Raw genomic sequence first — 15,075 nt, forward strand, 5'->3', positions numbered from 1 at the left:
GGAGCGCGAGGGGAAGGGAGCCTCTCGCCGGGAGTTCGGGGGCGTGCCCCCGATGGGGCTGTCCGAGCCGACGGCGAGGACCATGCCGTTGTGGGGTGCGGGTGCGCCGAGTTCCCGCCGGGCACCGGCTGGGAGACCTCGCTAGAGCTCTGACCTGGCGTTATGTGATCGTGACTTGACCGCCACGTTACGTGCATGTTTCATGTGGGCCAGCGCCGTAAACGTTTACAGCGAACGTGCTGTAAACGTTTTCACCTGAGTGGGGGGACTGTCTTGGCCGAAGGACCCACGATCAACACGATCGCAGAGCGGGCCGGGGTGTCCATCGCCTCCGTCTCGCGGGTGCTCAACGGCCTGCCCACCAGGCAGGAGACCGTCCGCAAGGTGCTGGCCGCCGCCGAGGAGCTCGGTTACGTGCGCAACGCCGTCGCCAGGAGCCTCAAGTCGCGCCGTACCCACCAGGTGGCCTTCGCCATGGCCGACATCGGCAACCCCGTCTACCTCGCCATGGTCAGGCAGATCCAGCCGGTGCTCAAGGCGGCCGGATACCGGCTGGTGCTCCACTCCACCGACGCCATCGCCGCCGACGAGATCGACGTGCTGCACAGCCTCGGGGAGCGCTACGTCGACGGGCTGATCATGAGCCCGCTGCGCGTCACGAACGAGCACCTCAAGATGATCGCGACCGCGCGGGCGCCCGTCGTGATCATCGGTTCGGTGCCGGAGGGCACGCGGGTCGACAACGTCAGGGCCGACTCCCGCACCGGCGTCAGGCTGGCCATCGACCACCTGTACGAACTGGGCCGCCGCCGCATCGGTTTCGTCAACGGCCCGCTCGACACCGTGCCGGGCGCGGCCCGCGCCGCCGCCTACAGCGAGGCGCTGAAGGAGCGCGGCCTGCCGTACGACGAGGAGATCGTCGAGGTGGGCGACTTCTACAGGGCCGAGGGAGCGCGCGCGGCTCGCGCGCTGCTTGACCGGGCGCCCGGCGTGGACGCGCTGATGTGCGCCAACGACCTGATCGCGCTCGGCGCGCTCGACGTGCTGCGCGCGGCGGGCCTTCGGGTCCCCGAGGACGTGGCGGTGGTCGGCATGGACGACACCGACCTGGCCGCCGCCTCATGGCCGTCGCTGACGAGCGTGTCGCTCGGCTCGGCCGAGCGCGGCAAGGCCGCGGCCGAGCTGCTGCTCGACCGGCTCAACGACATGGACAGCGAGCCGCGCGTGGTCACGGTCGCCCCTCGGCTGGTGATCAGGGCCTCCACGGCGGGCGAAGCCGCGGTCCTCGGCGTCCGCGGCGAAACGTTGGGCGAAACCGTGAACATCCCACTCCAGTCGAAGGGAGGCACGCCATGACGGCGGTCGCGACCAGACCCCCGCGGACCTCACCGCACAAGCGCCGCAAGCCCCGCTCGCGGCAGGGCCGCGAGACCCTGCTGCTGATGCTCCCGGCGCTGGTGCCGGTCCTGCTGTTCAGCGTCGGCCCGCTGCTGTACGGCATCGGCCTGGCCTTCACCGACGCGCGTGCCGGCCGCAACGCGGTCTACGAGTTCGTGGGCCCGCAGAACTTCGTCGACCTGCTGTCCGACGCCGACTTCTGGTCCTCCTTCAGGATCGGCCTGATCTGGGCGGTCTCGGTCACGGGCCTGCAGTTCCTGCTCTCGCTCGGCCTCGCGATCCTGCTGAACCAGAACCTGCGGTTCAGAGGGGTGGCCAGGGTGCTCGCCGTCGTGCCGTGGGCGATGCCGCCCGTGGTGATCGGCCTGATGTGGCGCCTGGTCTACCACCCCGACGCGGGCATCCTCAACAGCATGCTCGGCACCGACATCGACTGGCTCGCCGACTTCTCGCTGGCGCTGCCCGCCGTCATCGTGATGGGCATCTGGAGCGGCATGCCGCAGACCACCGTGGTCCTGCTGGCCGGGCTCCAGGGCGTGCCCAAGGAGCTGTACGAGGCGGTCGAGGTCGACGGCGCGGGCACCTGGCGCAGGTTCTGGAACATCACGCTGCCGCAGCTGCGCCCCGTGATCGTGGCCATCACCTCGCTCGACTTCGTGTGGAACATCAACCAGTTCAGCCTCGTCTACGTGCTGACCCAGGGTGGCCCCGGCGGCCAGACGCGGCTGCCGATGCTCTTCGCCTACGAGCAGGCCTTCCGCTACGGCTTCTTCGGCTACGCGGCGGCTCTCGGAGTGGCGACCATGATCGTCGTGCTCGCGGTGCTCGGCATCTATCTCTGGCGGCAGATGAGGGAGGCGTCATGAAGCAGATCCCGAAGTACGCGGCGCTGCTGGCCTACATGATCTTCCTGGTGTTCCCGCTGGTCTGGCTGGTCTCGACGGCGTTCAAGACGCCGCAGGAGATGGCCAACCTGAACCCCTCGTGGATCCCGCGCGAGCCGACCCTGAGCAACTTCGAGGCCGCCTTCACCGAGCAGGACCTGGTGGGCGCGGGCGTGCGCAGCCTCATCGTGGCGCTGTGCAGCGCGGTGCTCACCGTGGTCGTCGCCCTGCCCGCCGCCTACGCCATCGCGCGCCACCGCAGCCTGGTCAGCAAGATCGCGGTCGGGTGGGTGCTGGTCAGCCAGGTCTTCCCGTTCATCCTGATCATCATCCCGCTCTTCATGGTGCTGCGGAACCTCGATCTGGTGAGCACACTGCCCGGTCTGATCATCGTGCACGTGACGTTCACGCTGCCGTTCGCCCTGTGGATGCTGCAGGGTTACGTGCGGGCGGTGCCTCCCGAGCTGGAGGAGGCCGCCTCCGTCGACGGCGCGGGACGCGTGCGCTCGATCGTGAGCGTGGTGGCGCCGCTGCTGGCCCCCGGCGTGGTGGCCACCTTGTTGTTCTCGTTCATCTCCTCGTGGAACGAGTTCCTCTTCGCGCTCGTGGTCCTGAAGGACCCCGACGTGATGACACTGCCGCTCACTCTGGTCCGCTTCACCGGGCCCGAGGGAGTGTCCAGGCTGGGTCCGCTGGCCGCCGCGTCGGTCGTGGCGACGATCCCCAGCCTGATCTTCTTCGCAATCATCCAGCGACGGCTGAGGTCCGGCCTCATGGCCGGAGCGGTCAAGGGCTAGGAGGCTCTTATGCGTATCAAATCCGCTTTGGCGGCCGCGGCGATCGTCGCGATGGCGGCCGCGTGCGGCTCTGGTGGCGGCGGCGGCGACGCCGCCGAGCCCGCCAAGTCGGGCGGCGAGCCCGTGAAGCTGAACTTCCTCAGCCTGGCCTGGCAGAAGGAGTCCGTGGCGGCCAACAAGGAGATCGTGGACGCCTGGAACAAGGCCAACCCGAACATCCAGGTCACCTACGTCCAGGGCAGCTGGGACAACGTCAACGACCAGCTCGTCACCTCCTTCGAGGGCGGCGACGCCCCTGACGTGATCCACGACGACTCGCCCGCGCTGTCCGGCTTCGCCTCGCGCGGCTACCTGCTGGACCTGAAGGACAAGGTGCCCGCCGAGCTGAAGAGCGACATCCCGCAGTCGGCGTGGGACACCGTCACCTTCGACGACGGCAAGGGCAACCAGGGCGTCTACGGCGTGCCGTTCCTGCAGGAGTCGCAGGTCATCATCGCCAACAAGAAGCTGCTCGACGCCGCGAAGGTGCGCGTCCCCACCGTGGACGCCCCCTGGACCTGGGACGAGTTCGCCGAGGTCAGCAAGAAGCTGACCAAGGGCGAGGCGTTCGGCGTGGCCTGGCCGATGAAGTCGCCCGTCAACAAGACGCTCAACCTGGCGCTCAACTTCAACGGCACCTTCTTCCAGACCGGCGCGGACGGCAAGACCACGGTCAAGGTCGGCCCGGAGGAGAAGCAGGTCCTCCAGCGCATCCACGACCAGCTCTACAAGGACAAGTCGGCCGACCCCTCGGCGCTCGGCATGGGCACCGCCGACCCGCTGCCCGGCTTCTTCGCCGGCAAGTACGCCATGCTGCCCGTCGGCGTCTACCTGCGCCAGCAGGTCGTCGAGCAGGCGCCCGACGGCTTCGAGTGGGTCACCCTTCCCCCGATGAAGGGCGAGACCACCAACCAGGGCGCGGTCTCCCAGACCCTGTCGGTCTCGGCCGACAGCAAGCACCCCGACGAGTCCATCAAGTTCATGTCGTTCTTCCTGAACGGCCCGAACCAGGCCAAGCTCGCCAAGGGCGACTGGCTGCTGCCGACCTCGCAGAAGGCCGCCGCCGACCCGTCGATGACCACCAAGGAGAACGGCTGGGACATCGCCACCGCCTCCGCCAAGAACCTCGTCGTCGCGCCGTTCCTGAAGGTCAACGGCTTCGACGAGTGGAAGAGCAAGGTCGCCACCCCGACCCTGCAGCAGTACTTCGCCAACAAGATCTCCCTTGACGACGCGGCCAAGCAGCTCGTCGAAGAGGGGAACAAGGTGCTGGAGCGGTACTCCCGGTGAGTCTTCTCAAGGATCGCGCCCGGGGGTGTCTGCTCGGCCTCGCGGCCGGCGACGCCCTCGGGGCGCCCGCCGAGAACATGGAGCCCGCCCAGATCCGGGAGAAGTGGGGCAGGCTCACCGAGATCGAGGGCGGCGGCACCGACGACACCGAGTACGCGATCTTCGCGGCCTCCCTGCTCGTGCGGCACGGCCACGACCTCACGAGTGTCGACGTCGCCGACGCCTACCGCAGGGAGATCATCCCCGCGGTGCTCGGCCCCATGAAGGGCGCGGGCTTCTCCGAGCTCGGCACCGTGTCGGCACTGCGCCGCGGGCTCGAACCGCCCATGACGGGGATGATCCACGCGCACGGCTGGTCCGACGGGCTGGCGATGCGGGCGGCGCCGTACGGCATCTTCTGCCCTGGCGACCCCGCTGAGGCGGCCCGGCTGATCGAGCAGGACGGCCTGGTCAGCGGCGAGGGCGAGGGCATCAACGGCGGCAGGGCGGTCGCGGCTGCCGTCGCGGTCGCCATGAGCGGCGCCGGCCCCGACGAGGTCGTGAGCGCCGGGCTCTCCGCGATCCCCCAGGACTCGTGGACGGCCAGGACCATCTCCAGGGCGTTGCCCCTCAAGGACTCGCCCGAAGGGCTGCACGAGGCCGTGGTGATCAGGCACTACCCGTGGACCGACCTCGCGCCCGAGGCCGTGGCGCTGGCCTTCGCCGCCTACCTGCACGGCGACGGCGAGGTGGAGGAGTCGGTGACCTACGCGGTGAGCCTGGGCAGGGACGCCGACACCATCGGCGCCATCGCGGGCGCCGTGGCAGGGGCAGGACGCGGCGAGGCGGGTGTGCCAGGCAGGTGGGCCGACCGCATCGGCCCCGCCACCGGCAAGTGCCTGCCCGTCGTGGCGGGCAAGCACGTGCTCGACGTCGCGGATGAGCTCGCGAGACGACTGTAAGGACAGCACATGTCGGGGGACAGGATCACAGGAGCCTTCGTCGGGCTGGCCGTGGGCGACGCCGCCGGCTGGCCCGCGGCGCGGCACCGCGCGGCGCTGCACGCGCCATGGAGCAGACGGCTGCACCGCGAGCTCGACGCCTTCGCCGAGGAGCACAGGGTCACGACGCTGCCCGTGCCCTTCGCGCTGAACCAGCCGACCGCGCCGCTGGCCGTCGGCCCTTCCGACGACGCCGAGTGGCTGGCGTGGACGGCGCTGACGCTCTCGCAGGACAGGGTGCGGGCCTTTCTCGACCTGTCGGGGCGAGACGACCTGCGGGCGCGGATCTCGGTGACCACCGCGCTCGGCAACCTGCGCGGCGGCCTCGAGCCGCCCGCCAGCGGGCACGACAACCCGCACTTCTTCGACGACGCCGCGGCCGTCAGGGCCGTGGCCTTCGGCGCCGTGGGACAGGACCCCACGCGCGACGCGCAGATCACCAACGCGGGTGACGGCGTGCTCGGCGCGAGGGCGATGGCCGCGGCGGTGGCCGAGGCGGTGTCGGGCGGCTCGGCCGCGCTCGCAGTCGAGGCGGCGCTGGCCCAGCTGCCCGAGGACAGCGCGATCGGCGTGAACGCCAGGGCGGCGCTGCGGGTGGCGCGCAAGGCGGGAGGGGCCTTCGCCGCCGTGCCCGCGCTCGACGCCGAACTGATCGACCATGTCTACAGCTACGCCGTCTCCGCGGCGGTGACCGTGCCCGTGGCGCTCGCGCTGGCGGAGGTCTCGGGCGGGTCGCTGATCGAGGCCGTGCCCGCCGCCGCGTGCCTGGCGGCGGTGGCCGACTCGGCGCCCGCGCTCACCGGGGCGCTCACGGGCGCCTGCGGCGGATACGGCGTGATACCTGAGGGGTGGGCCGCCTCCGCACGGAGGCTGGCCGGGTGCTGCCTGCCTGAACTGGCCGGCAGGGATCTACTGGATATTTCGGAGGGAATCGCATGACGCCGCTGGAGGACAGGGCCACTGGTTGCGTGGCGGGAGCAGCGGTGGGTGACGCGCTCGGCGGCGCCACCGAGGGCTGGACTCCCGAGCAGATCACGCAGCGCTACGGTGGGACGGTCGAGGGGGTCGTCCCGCCCTTCAACACCGACTGGCGCAACGCCCGGCCCATCGCGCCGTACCACAAGGGCGACGGCCACATCACCGACGACACCCTGATGACGCACGCGCTCATCCGCGTCTACCAGAAGGCAGGCGGTCACCTCGACGCCTACTCCATGGCCGAGCACATGGTGCCCGAGATGATGGGCGAGAAGCAGTGGATCCCCGAGCTGGAGGCCGACGCGCTGCCCCTGCAGCGGGTGTTCCTGGCCGAGAAGTGGATCGTCGCGCGGCTGCACTACGGGCACAACGACCCGCGTGAGGCGGGCGTCGGCAACATCGTCAACTGCGGCGCGGCGATGTACGTCGCGCCCGTCGGCATCGTCAACGCGGGCGACCCCGACGCCGCCTACGCCGAGGCGATCGATCTGACGGGCGCCCACCAGTCCTCCTACGGCCGCGAGGCCGCAGGCGTGATGGCAGCCGCCGTCGCGGAGGCGATGCGCCCCGGCGCGAGCGCCGACTCGGTCGTGGCGACCGCCATCAGGCTGGCCAAGGACGGCACCAGGGCCGCGATCGAGGCCGTGTGCTCCAGGGCGCGCGACTTCGGCCACTGGGAGGGGTCGTTCGAGGGGCTGCGCGCGGCCATGCGCCCCTACGACACCGTCGCCGACACCTACCGCGACCAGGGGCTCGGCGCCCGGCGGCCCTCGCGGGTGCACAGCATCGAGGAGCTTCCCCTCGCGCTGGCGTTCCTGCTCATCGCCAAGGGCGACGTCAGGGACACGGTCCTGGGCGGGGTCAACTACGGGCGCGACGCCGACTCGATCGCCTCCATGGGCGGGGCGATCGCGGGCGCTCTCGGCGGGCTGTCGGCCGTGCCGTCCGAATGGGTCGAGCAGATCGGCACCGCCAGCCGTACGGACCTGGTCGCTCCCGGGCTCGCCATCGCCGAGGTCACGCTGCGGATCCACCGCGACGACCTGGCCAGGCGCAGGGCCCACGAGGACGCCTTCGCCGAGCTGGCCGGCCAGTGATCAGGCTCACCTGGGTGCAGCCCGAGGACCTGGTGGGGCACGAGCTGCGCCAGGCCGCCGAGGACGGGCGCGACGTGCGGGAGATCACCGCCCGCTGGCACGCGGCGGGCGGCCACGACGCGCCGCCCAGGGCGGGGGCCTCCGAGGCCGGCGCCCTGCGGCTGCGCGGGCTGGCCGAGGAGCTGCTGGACGAGCTGGCCACGCTGAGGTCGCCGCTGGAGGAGCCCACGGAGCTGGCCGACATCATCGCCGCCTGCCCGAGCTGGCCCGCCCGTCAGGCGGACGTCCTCCCGGAGGGGAGGCGGGCGGCCAGGCCCGAGCCTGCCCGCGTGCTCGGGGCGTGGCTCGGCAGGGCGGCGGGCTGCGTGCTCGGCAAGCCGGTGGAGAAGATCCCGCGCGAGGGCATCAGGCAGATCGCCGAGGCCACGGGCAACTGGCCCATCCAGGGGTGGTTCACCGCGGCCGGGCTGCCCGACGAGATCGGCCGGCGGTGGCCGTGGAACCGGCGCAGCGCGGTCAACTCCCTCGCGGAGAACATCGACGGCGTCCCCGAGGACGACGACCTCAACTACCCGCTGCTGGCCCTGACGGTGCTCGAGCGGCACGGACGCGGCTTCACCACCGACGACGTCGCCAAGCTGTGGCTCGACGAGCTGCCGGCGGGCCGTACGTTCACCGCCGAGCGGGTCGCCTACCGCAACCTGCTGGCCGGGATCGAGCCGCCGCTGACCGCGACCTATCGCAACCCCTTCCGCGAGTGGATCGGCGCGCTGATCAGGACCGACCTCTACGGCTGGGTCAACCCGGGCGACCCCGCGACCGCGGCGGAGTACGCCTGGCGCGACGCCCGCCTCACCCACACCGCCAACGGCGTCTACGGCGCGATGTTCGTGGCCGCCATGTGCGCCCAGTCGCTGGTCGCCACCTCGGTGAAGGAGGTGGTCGAGGCGGGCCTGTCCGTCGTCCCTCCGCGCTCCAGGCTGGCAGGGGCCGTACGGCAGGCGGTCGAGGACGCCTCGGCCGCCGCCGACTTCGAGCAGGTCCTCGACCGCCTGCACGAGCGGCACGGCGACCTGCACTGGGTGCACACGATCAACAACGCCGCCCTCGTCGCCGCCACCCTCGTGCACGCCCAGGGCGACTTCACCGCCTCGATCGCGGGCGCGGTCGCGGGCGGCTGGGACACCGACTCGGCGGGCGCGACGGTCGGCTCGATCGCCGGCGCGCTGAACGGAGGCGTGCCCGAGCGGTGGAGGATGCGCGACAGCCTGGCCTCCAGCCTGACCGGGTTCGACGGCATCGCGCTGGGCGAGCTCGCCGAGCGCACGGAGAGGATGATGGAGTCATGATCTCGGTCTTCGGCAGCGCGAACATGGATCTGGTCGCCTACGTCCCCTCGGCGCCCAAGCTCGGAGAGACGGTCACGGGGCGGGCCTTCCGTACCATCCCCGGCGGCAAGGGGGCCAACCAGGCGATCGCCGCCGCCCGAGCGGGCGGCGAGGTCGCCTTCCTCGGCGCGGTGGGCGACGACTCCTTCGGCGCCGCGCTGCGCGCCACCCTGGAGGAGGCGGGGGTCGACGTCGCCGCGCTGCGGCGGGTCGAGGGCCCGAGCGGCATCGCGCACATCGTGGTGGAGGATGCGGGCGGCAACTCGATCATCGTCGTGCCCGGCGCGAACGGCAGCGTCACGGAGCCCTCCGGCGACGACCTGAGCGTGATCGCCGGCTCCTCCGCGCTGCTGCTCCAGCTGGAGCTGCCCATGGCGGCCGTCATCGGCGCGGCCCAGGCCGCCCAGGTGTCGGGCGTCGCGGTGATCCTCACCCCCGCGCCCGCCCAGCCGCTGCCGGAGGAGCTGCTCGACGCGGTCAGCCTCATCGTGCCGAACGAGCACGAGGCCGCGGCGATCACCGGACTGACCGACCAGGACAAGGCGCTGGACGCGCTGCTCGAGCGGGTCCCCGAGGCGGTGATCACCCTGGGCTCCGAGGGCGCCCTGTACGGCTCGCGCGAAGGCGCGCGCCTGCGCGTGCCCGCGGTCAGGGTGAAGGCCGTCGACACGACCGCCGCGGGTGACACCTTCGTCGGCGCGCTGTCTGTGGCCCGCTCGGAGGGCATGGCGCCCGCCGACGCCCTCCACTTCGCCTCGGTCGCCGCGTCGATCTCGGTCCAGCGCGAGGGCGCGAGCACCTCGATGCCCACCCGCGCCGAGATCGACGCCGCACTGACCGCCGGCTGAGCCTTCGGCTTCCGGGTGATCTAGCCCCTCAGGTGCTCCACGCACTCGTCGCGGTAGCGCTCGACCTGGCTCCTGACGCGCGAGGGGTCGCCGAGCACCGCCCTCGACACCGAGGGCAGCACCGCGTGCCGTACGCCGGAGAAGAGCCTGGCCACCGCGGAGGGAGAGCCGCCCTGGGCGCCGAGACCAGGCGACAGGATGGGCCCGCCCAGGCGGTCGAGGGGGTGGCCGACCTTGTCCAGCGTCGCGCCCACGACCACCCCGACCGAGCCGAGGTCGTCCTCGCCCTCGTTGGCCGCCGCCACCCCTTCGAAGATCTGGTCGGCCACGGCCGACTGCAGGGTGAGCGCCTCGGGGTTGGAGGTGCGGGCCAGCACGAACACGCCGGCGTCGTTGGCGCGCGCGGTGGTGATCGCGCCCGCCAGCGAGCCGAACCCCAGGTAGGGGCTGACGGTCATCGCGTCGGCGGCCATGGGGCTGCCCTGCTCCAGGTACGCCTCGGCGTAGCCGGCCATCGTGGAGTCGATGTCGCCCCTCTTGACGTCGAGGATCACCAGCGCCCCCGCCTCACGCAGGGAGGGGATCACGCGCTCGAGCACCGCCACGCCCCTGCTGCCCCACCGCTCGAAGAAGGCCGACTGCGGCTTGACCGCCGCGGCCACGCCGGACACCGCCTCGGCCACGGTGAAGGTGAAGCGTTCGAGCCCCGCGGGGGAGTCGTCGAGGCCCCACGCGGTCAGCAGCGCGGGGCTCGGGTCGATGCCCACGCACAGCGGCCCTCGCCGCTCCATCTGCGCGCGCAACCGCACGCCGAACGGCTCGCTCATGCCCGCGACTCTACTGGATGGCTCCCTCGGCGAGCTCGGCCTCGGCGCTGTCAGCCGCCTTGACCAGGGCGGCAAGGGCTCGCGCCACCGTGGTGGTCTCCATGCTCGGCCGTCCGGACTCGGTGACCTGGTGCGGCGCGTACGGCACGTGCACGAAGCCGCCCCGCAGGCCGGGCCGCTCGGTCGCGATCAGGTGCGCCAGGCCGTAGGCCACCTGGTTGCAGACGAACGTGCCCGCGGTGTAGGAGACCTCGGCGGGGATCCCCTCCTCGCGCACGGCGCGCGCCATCGCCTTGACCGGCAGCGTGGACAGGTAGGCGTCGGGGCCGCCCTCCACCACCGGCACGCCGTACGGCTGGCGCCCCTCGTTGTCGGGGATGCGCGCCTCGATGAGGTTGATCGCGACCTTCTCCACCGAGATCGCCGCCCGCCCTCCCGCCTGCCCTGTGCAGAGCACCAGCTCGGGATCGTGCAGGTCGACGGCCTCGCGCAGCGCCGTCAGCGCGCCCGAGAACGTGCAGGGCAGCTCGGCCACGCTCACCCCGGGGACCAGCACGACGGCGTCATAGGACGGGTTCGTCCTCTCCCCTCCGAAGGGCTCGAACCCGGTCAGCAGCACACGCGTCATGTCATCCCATCCTCGAGGTGGTCTCGTCGCCTTCCGAGGTACGAGTGTCGGGCATGGCGGTCATCGGACGAAACGGTGCGGACCGCTTCATCGTGATCACTTTCGCCAGGGGGTCGACTGGGTAGATCACCTGACATGTACGAGATCGCCCAGCGTGTTCTCACGCTGCTGACCGAGCCGCAGCGCGAGGTCACGGTGACCGTCGGCCTGCCGTACGAGGAGCCGACGGGGGAGTGGTCGTGTCCCTACCGCATCGACGGGCTGGCCGGATGGGAGCACGAGAGGAAGGTCTCTGGCGCGGACTCGATCCAGGCCCTGGAGGTCGTGCTGACCGTCGTGCGCAGCGCGCTGGAGGGCTCGCCCGAGGCGCGCGACGGGCTGCTGGTCTGGGAGGAGTTCACCTGAGCAGGCGGCGCCAGCGGGGCAGCTCGGTCACGACGGTCGCGGCGGCGAGGAGCGACACGACGACCGCCACCGCGGGGGCCCACGCCAGCCACGACGACACCACGGCGGCGACCAGCTGGAGCAGCACGAGCAGGATCGTGACGACACCGGGCACCGCGACGATCACGTGACGCTTGTCGCCGGGCGTGGAGAACAGGGTCGGGAGCCCGATCAGCACGATCACCGACAGTACGGCCAGCGGCACGGAGTGTGGTGCCAGGGCCCACGGAGTGGCGATCCAGGCGACCAACTCGGTGGTGAATCGAAGTGCGGAGCCGATTCCGGCTTTTTCAGGCACCCGGAAACCCTACTATGTGCCGTTATGTCTGACACAAGACTGCTGGAGCTCAGGGCGCGTACCCCTCAACGCCCACCGGGACCGGAGCTGGCCCAGGTCCTCGACCTGACCAGCCCCTCAGGGCTGCGCCTGCGCCGCTACCGTCCCGCCGAGCGCCCCCGCCCGCTGATGGTGTACCTGCACGGCGGCGGCTGGGTGATCGGCGATCTGGACTCCCATGACAGGACCTGTCGCAGGATCGCGCTGGAGTGCGACGTCGAGGTGCTGGCGGTGGACTACAGGCTCGCCCCCGAGCACCCGTGCCCCGCGGCGCTCGACGACGCCGTCGAGGTGCTGCGCTGGGCCAGGCCCGTCGCCGTCGCGGGCGACAGCTCCGGCGGCTACCTGGCGACGATGGCCTGCCTGCGCCTGCGCGACGAGGGCTGCGCGGTGCCCGCTCTCCAGGTGCTGCTCTGCCCGAACACCGACCTCACGCTCTCCTGCGCCAGCGTCGCCTCGGGCTCGGGGCTCGACGCCGACACGCTCGCCTGGTTCGTCGCCCAGTGGGTGCCGGAGCCAGCCGCTCGCGCCGCCGCCAGCCCGCTGCTGTCACCCAACCTGTACGGCCTGCCGACCACGCTTCTGGTCACCGCCGAGAACGACGCCCTGCGCGACGAGGGCGACGCCTACGCCGCCAGGCTCGCGGCGGCCGGTGTGAAGGTGGTGCACAGGCAGGAGCCGGGGCTGGAGCACGGCTTCATCCAGGACGCCTCCCCCGAGGCGGCCGCGGCCCACGACAGGGTCTTCTCCGACATCAAAGCGCTGATCCCGCGCTGAGGTCCATGCCGGATAATGCCGGCATGAGCCTTCCCCGCCTGATCGCGACCGACCTGGACGGCACGCTCCTCGACGCCGAAGGCGCCCTCTCCCCGCGCACCCGCCGCGCCCTGCGGCTGGTCAGCGAGGCGGGGGCCGACGTGGTGTTCGTCACCGCCCGGCCGCCGAGGAGCATCGCCTCCCTGGCGGAGGAGGCGGGCGTCGGCGGCACCGCGATCTGCAGCAACGGCGCGATCGTCTACGACCTGGACGCGCGCGCGTCCGTGCGGGTGAGCGCCCTCGAGCGCGAGGCCGCGCGCCAGGTGGCCGAGACGCTCTCCGAGGCGCTGCCCGGTCTCGCGTTCGCGATCGAGACCGGCTCCGGCGTGCTGTTCGAGCCGGGCTACGGCAAGCAGATCCCGCAGGACGCGCCCTACCGCACACAGGTGGAGTCGGTGTGGACGCGGGAGGAGCCGGTGGTGAAGCTGCTGGCCTGGTCGGCCGAGCAGCACGCCGACGAGATGTTCACCGCGGCGACCGCGGCGCTGGACGGGCAAGCCGAGATCACCTACTCGGGCAGCAGCGGCCTGCTGGAGATCAGCGCGGCGGGCGTGACCAAGGCGGGCGCGCTGGCCGAGCTGTGTGCCGAGCGCGGCATCCAACCCGAGGACGTGGTCGCCTTCGGTGACATGCCCAACGACCTGGCCGTGCTGACGTACGCGGGAGCGGGCTACGCGATGGCCAACTCCCACCACACCGTGCTGGCCGCGGTCGAGCGGCGCACACTGTCCAACGACGAGGACGGCGTCGCGGTGGTCCTGGAGCGCTACTTCACGCCCTGAAGCCGTCCTGGGCGGCCATGACCTCCTCGGCGTGCTCGAAGGCCCACACGCCGAACGCCTCGATCGGCTCCAGCATGCTGAGGCCCAGCTCGGTCAGCGCGTACTCCACCCTCGGCGGCGCCTCGGCGTAGGCCGTGCGGGAGACGATCCCGTTGAACTCCAGGCGGCGCAGCGTCTCGTTCAGCACCTTCGGACTGATCCCGCCGATCGTGGCCCGCAGGTCGGCAGGGCGGCTCGGCCCGTGCCGCAGAGCCCACACCACCACCGCGTTCCAGGTGTTGGCGAGCAGGTCGAAGGCCAGCCTGGCCTGGCAGTCAGCGAGGAACATCCCGGCACACACCAATCGGTATCTATTGGTTTTTCTATCTTCGTCCTTACTTACACCCTTGAGGAGGACGGATGCGTATCGGCATTCTCGGCGCGGGCGGCATGGCCGACGCCCTCGGCACCCAGTGGACGCGCGCGGGCCACCAGGTGATGACCAGCGGCAGGAGTTCGGGCTCCTTCGGCCAGGCGATGGCGTACGGCGAGGCCGTGCTGCTCGCCGTCCCCGCCCACGCCGCGCTCGGCGTGGTCGACGAGTCACTGCGCGGCAAGGTGCTCATCGACTGCACGAACCCGATCGAGGACGGCGAGCTGACGGCCGACCACCCCATGGCCGAGCGGCTCGCGGCCGCCACGGGGGCGCACGTGGTCAAGGCGTTCAACCTGTGCCACGTGGACGTCTGGAGAATGACGCCGCCGGTGTTCGGCGGTCGCCCGCTGGCCGTGCCGCTGTGCGGGGACGACGAGGCGGCGCTGTCGGTGGTGCGGCGGCTGGTCGAGGATCTGGGCTGCACGCCGTATGACGGGGGAGGGCTGGCCAGGGCCGCGCTGCTGGAGGCGACGGCGGCCTTCATGATCGGGCTGTGGTTCAAGGGCCTGGACGCCCAGGCCATCGCGCCGCCGCTGTGACAGGACTACACCCGCCGATGTAGTCGCGATGACGACCGGTGGCGGATGCCCGGGTCCGCCGCCCGCCCGATCCTGGTTCACATGGTCAGATTCCTCACCCCCTTCAAGATCTTCACCGCGGTCAACGTGGTGGCGGTCCTCCTGCAGGCCTTCACCGCCGGACAGCTGCTCGGTGGCGCGGGCAGCGCGATGCACGGCACGGGCGCCGGGGCCGTCCATGTCGCCGGGCTGCTCCTGCTCGTCACCGGCGTGCTCATGTGGCGCCCCGGCAGGGGCCCGGGCTGGCCCGCACTGGCCAGCCTGGCGATCCTCCTGCTGGGCTTCGTCCAGTCGGCGACAGGCGGCTCGGGCGCCGTCGCCCTGCACGTGCCCCTCGGCATGGCGATCATGGGCATCAGCGTGTGGCTGGCGGTCTGGGCGTTCACGCCCTCCCGTTCGGCACGCAGTGTGTCATCGTGAGCCCTGCGACGTCGCGCGGGCCGTTCTTACCGAGCTGAGGGAGCCTCTTGGTCTCCTCCTCGTTCAGCCCCTGCTTGGGCAGGGGCTCCAGGGTGCCTGTCACCCCTCCATATCCGGAAGAAAGGTCGA

General features: G+C 71.6%; 18 protein-coding genes. 14 read left to right on the forward strand and 4 right to left on the reverse strand.

The genetic code is table 11. The features are described 5' to 3' along the window. Positions 1-273 precede the first annotated feature (273 nt). From ABFX55_RS15545 to rbsK, 9 genes are read left to right on the forward strand one after another with little or no spacing between them, the layout of a single operon-like run. A complete protein-coding gene (locus ABFX55_RS15545; RefSeq protein WP_346121599.1) occupies positions 274-1,356 on the forward strand; it encodes a LacI family DNA-binding transcriptional regulator in 1,083 nt (360 codons plus the stop codon). Then, a complete protein-coding gene (locus tag ABFX55_RS15550) occupies positions 1,353-2,264 on the forward strand; it encodes a carbohydrate ABC transporter permease (protein ID WP_346121601.1) in 912 nt (303 codons plus the stop codon). Before ABFX55_RS15545 ends, ABFX55_RS15550 begins: the two co-directional genes overlap by 4 nt. After that, positions 2,261-3,079 (forward strand): carbohydrate ABC transporter permease, encoded by an 819-nt coding sequence (locus ABFX55_RS15555; protein WP_183659682.1) that lies wholly within the window; start codon positions 2,261-2,263, stop codon positions 3,077-3,079. The genes ABFX55_RS15550 and ABFX55_RS15555 overlap by 4 nt, the downstream gene beginning before the upstream one ends. 9 nt (positions 3,080-3,088) lie before the next feature. Further along, on the forward strand, positions 3,089-4,408 hold the full coding sequence (locus tag ABFX55_RS15560; protein WP_346121603.1) for an ABC transporter substrate-binding protein: 1,320 nt from the start codon (positions 3,089-3,091) through the stop codon (positions 4,406-4,408). Continuing rightward, on the forward strand, positions 4,405-5,349 hold the full coding sequence (locus ABFX55_RS15565; RefSeq protein ID WP_346121605.1) for an ADP-ribosylglycohydrolase family protein: 945 nt from the start codon (positions 4,405-4,407) through the stop codon (positions 5,347-5,349). The genes ABFX55_RS15560 and ABFX55_RS15565 overlap by 4 nt, the downstream gene beginning before the upstream one ends. Before the next feature lie 9 nt (positions 5,350-5,358). Further along, entirely contained in the window at positions 5,359-6,327 is a 969-nt protein-coding gene (locus ABFX55_RS15570) for an ADP-ribosylglycohydrolase family protein (protein WP_346121607.1), read from the forward strand. Next, complete coding sequence (locus ABFX55_RS15575) at positions 6,324-7,463, forward strand: ADP-ribosylglycohydrolase family protein (RefSeq protein WP_346121609.1); 1,140 nt, start codon at positions 6,324-6,326, stop codon at positions 7,461-7,463. The genes ABFX55_RS15570 and ABFX55_RS15575 overlap by 4 nt, the downstream gene beginning before the upstream one ends. Further along, the gene (locus ABFX55_RS15580) at positions 7,460-8,812 is read left to right on the forward strand and encodes an ADP-ribosylglycohydrolase family protein (protein ID WP_346121611.1); all 1,353 of its coding nucleotides are present in this window, start codon (positions 7,460-7,462) and stop codon (positions 8,810-8,812) included. The genes ABFX55_RS15575 and ABFX55_RS15580 overlap by 4 nt, the downstream gene beginning before the upstream one ends. Next, complete coding sequence (gene rbsK, locus ABFX55_RS15585) at positions 8,809-9,699, forward strand: ribokinase (protein ID WP_346121613.1); 891 nt, start codon at positions 8,809-8,811, stop codon at positions 9,697-9,699. Before ABFX55_RS15580 ends, rbsK begins: the two co-directional genes overlap by 4 nt. A 20-nt stretch (positions 9,700-9,719) precedes the next feature. On the opposite strand, the gene pyrF is transcribed toward rbsK, so the two are convergent. Next, positions 9,720-10,526 carry an orotidine-5'-phosphate decarboxylase gene (gene pyrF / locus ABFX55_RS15590; RefSeq protein ID WP_346121615.1) on the reverse strand — a complete coding sequence of 269 codons (807 nt, stop codon included), beginning with the start codon at positions 10,524-10,526 and terminating at the stop codon, positions 9,720-9,722. Between the two features lie 10 nt (positions 10,527-10,536). Continuing rightward, entirely contained in the window at positions 10,537-11,154 is a 618-nt protein-coding gene (gene pcp / locus ABFX55_RS15595) for a pyroglutamyl-peptidase I (protein ID WP_346121617.1), read from the reverse strand. 135 nt (positions 11,155-11,289) lie between these two features. Between pcp and ABFX55_RS15600 the strand changes: the two genes are divergently transcribed. Continuing rightward, entirely contained in the window at positions 11,290-11,559 is a 270-nt protein-coding gene (locus tag ABFX55_RS15600; RefSeq protein WP_346121619.1) for a DUF6968 family protein, read from the forward strand. Here the strand turns inward: ABFX55_RS15600 and ABFX55_RS15605 are convergent. Then, complete coding sequence (locus ABFX55_RS15605) at positions 11,552-11,896, reverse strand: hypothetical protein (protein WP_346121621.1); 345 nt, start codon at positions 11,894-11,896, stop codon at positions 11,552-11,554. The genes ABFX55_RS15600 and ABFX55_RS15605 overlap by 8 nt on opposite strands. A gap of 24 nt (positions 11,897-11,920) precedes the next feature. On the opposite strand from ABFX55_RS15605, the gene ABFX55_RS15610 reads away from it, so the two are divergent. Beyond that, positions 11,921-12,712, forward strand: a complete 792-nt coding sequence (locus ABFX55_RS15610) for an alpha/beta hydrolase (protein ID WP_346121623.1) — start codon at positions 11,921-11,923, stop codon at positions 12,710-12,712. A gap of 23 nt (positions 12,713-12,735) precedes the next feature. After that, entirely contained in the window at positions 12,736-13,533 is a 798-nt protein-coding gene (locus ABFX55_RS15615) for an HAD family hydrolase (protein WP_346121625.1), read from the forward strand. Here the strand turns inward: ABFX55_RS15615 and ABFX55_RS15620 are convergent. Further along, positions 13,523-13,861: a winged helix-turn-helix transcriptional regulator gene (locus tag ABFX55_RS15620; protein WP_346121627.1), complete on the reverse strand. Its 339-nt coding sequence runs from the start codon at positions 13,859-13,861 to the stop codon at positions 13,523-13,525. The two genes, ABFX55_RS15615 and ABFX55_RS15620, sit on opposite strands and share 11 nt — an antisense overlap. 71 nt (positions 13,862-13,932) lie before the next feature. Here ABFX55_RS15620 and ABFX55_RS15625 point away from each other — a divergent pair, with 71 nt between their 5' ends. Both ABFX55_RS15625 and ABFX55_RS15630 read left to right on the forward strand, forming a co-directional pair. Then, positions 13,933-14,487: an NADPH-dependent F420 reductase gene (locus ABFX55_RS15625; protein WP_346121629.1), complete on the forward strand. Its 555-nt coding sequence runs from the start codon at positions 13,933-13,935 to the stop codon at positions 14,485-14,487. A gap of 81 nt (positions 14,488-14,568) precedes the next feature. Next, positions 14,569-14,946: a hypothetical protein gene (locus tag ABFX55_RS15630; RefSeq protein WP_346121631.1), complete on the forward strand. Its 378-nt coding sequence runs from the start codon at positions 14,569-14,571 to the stop codon at positions 14,944-14,946. The last annotated feature ends 129 nt before the right edge of the window (positions 14,947-15,075 follow it).

Origin of the sequence: Nonomuraea roseola (assembly GCF_039535395.1) — a bacterium.
GTDB classification, from domain to species: domain Bacteria; phylum Actinomycetota; class Actinomycetes; order Streptosporangiales; family Streptosporangiaceae; genus Nonomuraea; species Nonomuraea roseola.

What these genes read in the sequence shown, in the direction of transcription:
- ABFX55_RS15550 (WP_346121601.1), top strand. Translation starts at nt 1,353, where the DNA reads ATGACGGCGGTCGCGACCAGACCCCCGCGGACCTCACCGCACAAGCGC.
- ABFX55_RS15555 (WP_183659682.1), top strand. Translation starts at nt 2,261, where the DNA reads ATGAAGCAGATCCCGAAGTACGCGGCGCTGCTGGCCTACATGATCTTC.
- ABFX55_RS15560 (WP_346121603.1), top strand. Translation starts at nt 3,089, where the DNA reads ATGCGTATCAAATCCGCTTTGGCGGCCGCGGCGATCGTCGCGATGGCG.
- ABFX55_RS15570 (WP_346121607.1), top strand. Translation starts at nt 5,359, where the DNA reads ATGTCGGGGGACAGGATCACAGGAGCCTTCGTCGGGCTGGCCGTGGGC.
- ABFX55_RS15575 (WP_346121609.1), top strand. Translation starts at nt 6,324, where the DNA reads ATGACGCCGCTGGAGGACAGGGCCACTGGTTGCGTGGCGGGAGCAGCG.
- rbsK (WP_346121613.1), top strand. Translation starts at nt 8,809, where the DNA reads ATGATCTCGGTCTTCGGCAGCGCGAACATGGATCTGGTCGCCTACGTC.
- pyrF (WP_346121615.1), bottom strand. Translation starts at nt 10,526, where the DNA reads ATGAGCGAGCCGTTCGGCGTGCGGTTGCGCGCGCAGATGGAGCGGCGA.
- pcp (WP_346121617.1), bottom strand. Translation starts at nt 11,154, where the DNA reads ATGACGCGTGTGCTGCTGACCGGGTTCGAGCCCTTCGGAGGGGAGAGG.
- ABFX55_RS15600 (WP_346121619.1), top strand. Translation starts at nt 11,290, where the DNA reads ATGTACGAGATCGCCCAGCGTGTTCTCACGCTGCTGACCGAGCCGCAG.
- ABFX55_RS15610 (WP_346121623.1), top strand. Translation starts at nt 11,921, where the DNA reads ATGTCTGACACAAGACTGCTGGAGCTCAGGGCGCGTACCCCTCAACGC.
- ABFX55_RS15615 (WP_346121625.1), top strand. Translation starts at nt 12,736, where the DNA reads ATGAGCCTTCCCCGCCTGATCGCGACCGACCTGGACGGCACGCTCCTC.
- ABFX55_RS15620 (WP_346121627.1), bottom strand. Translation starts at nt 13,861, where the DNA reads ATGTTCCTCGCTGACTGCCAGGCCAGGCTGGCCTTCGACCTGCTCGCC.
- ABFX55_RS15625 (WP_346121629.1), top strand. Translation starts at nt 13,933, where the DNA reads ATGCGTATCGGCATTCTCGGCGCGGGCGGCATGGCCGACGCCCTCGGC.
- ABFX55_RS15630 (WP_346121631.1), top strand. Translation starts at nt 14,569, where the DNA reads ATGGTCAGATTCCTCACCCCCTTCAAGATCTTCACCGCGGTCAACGTG.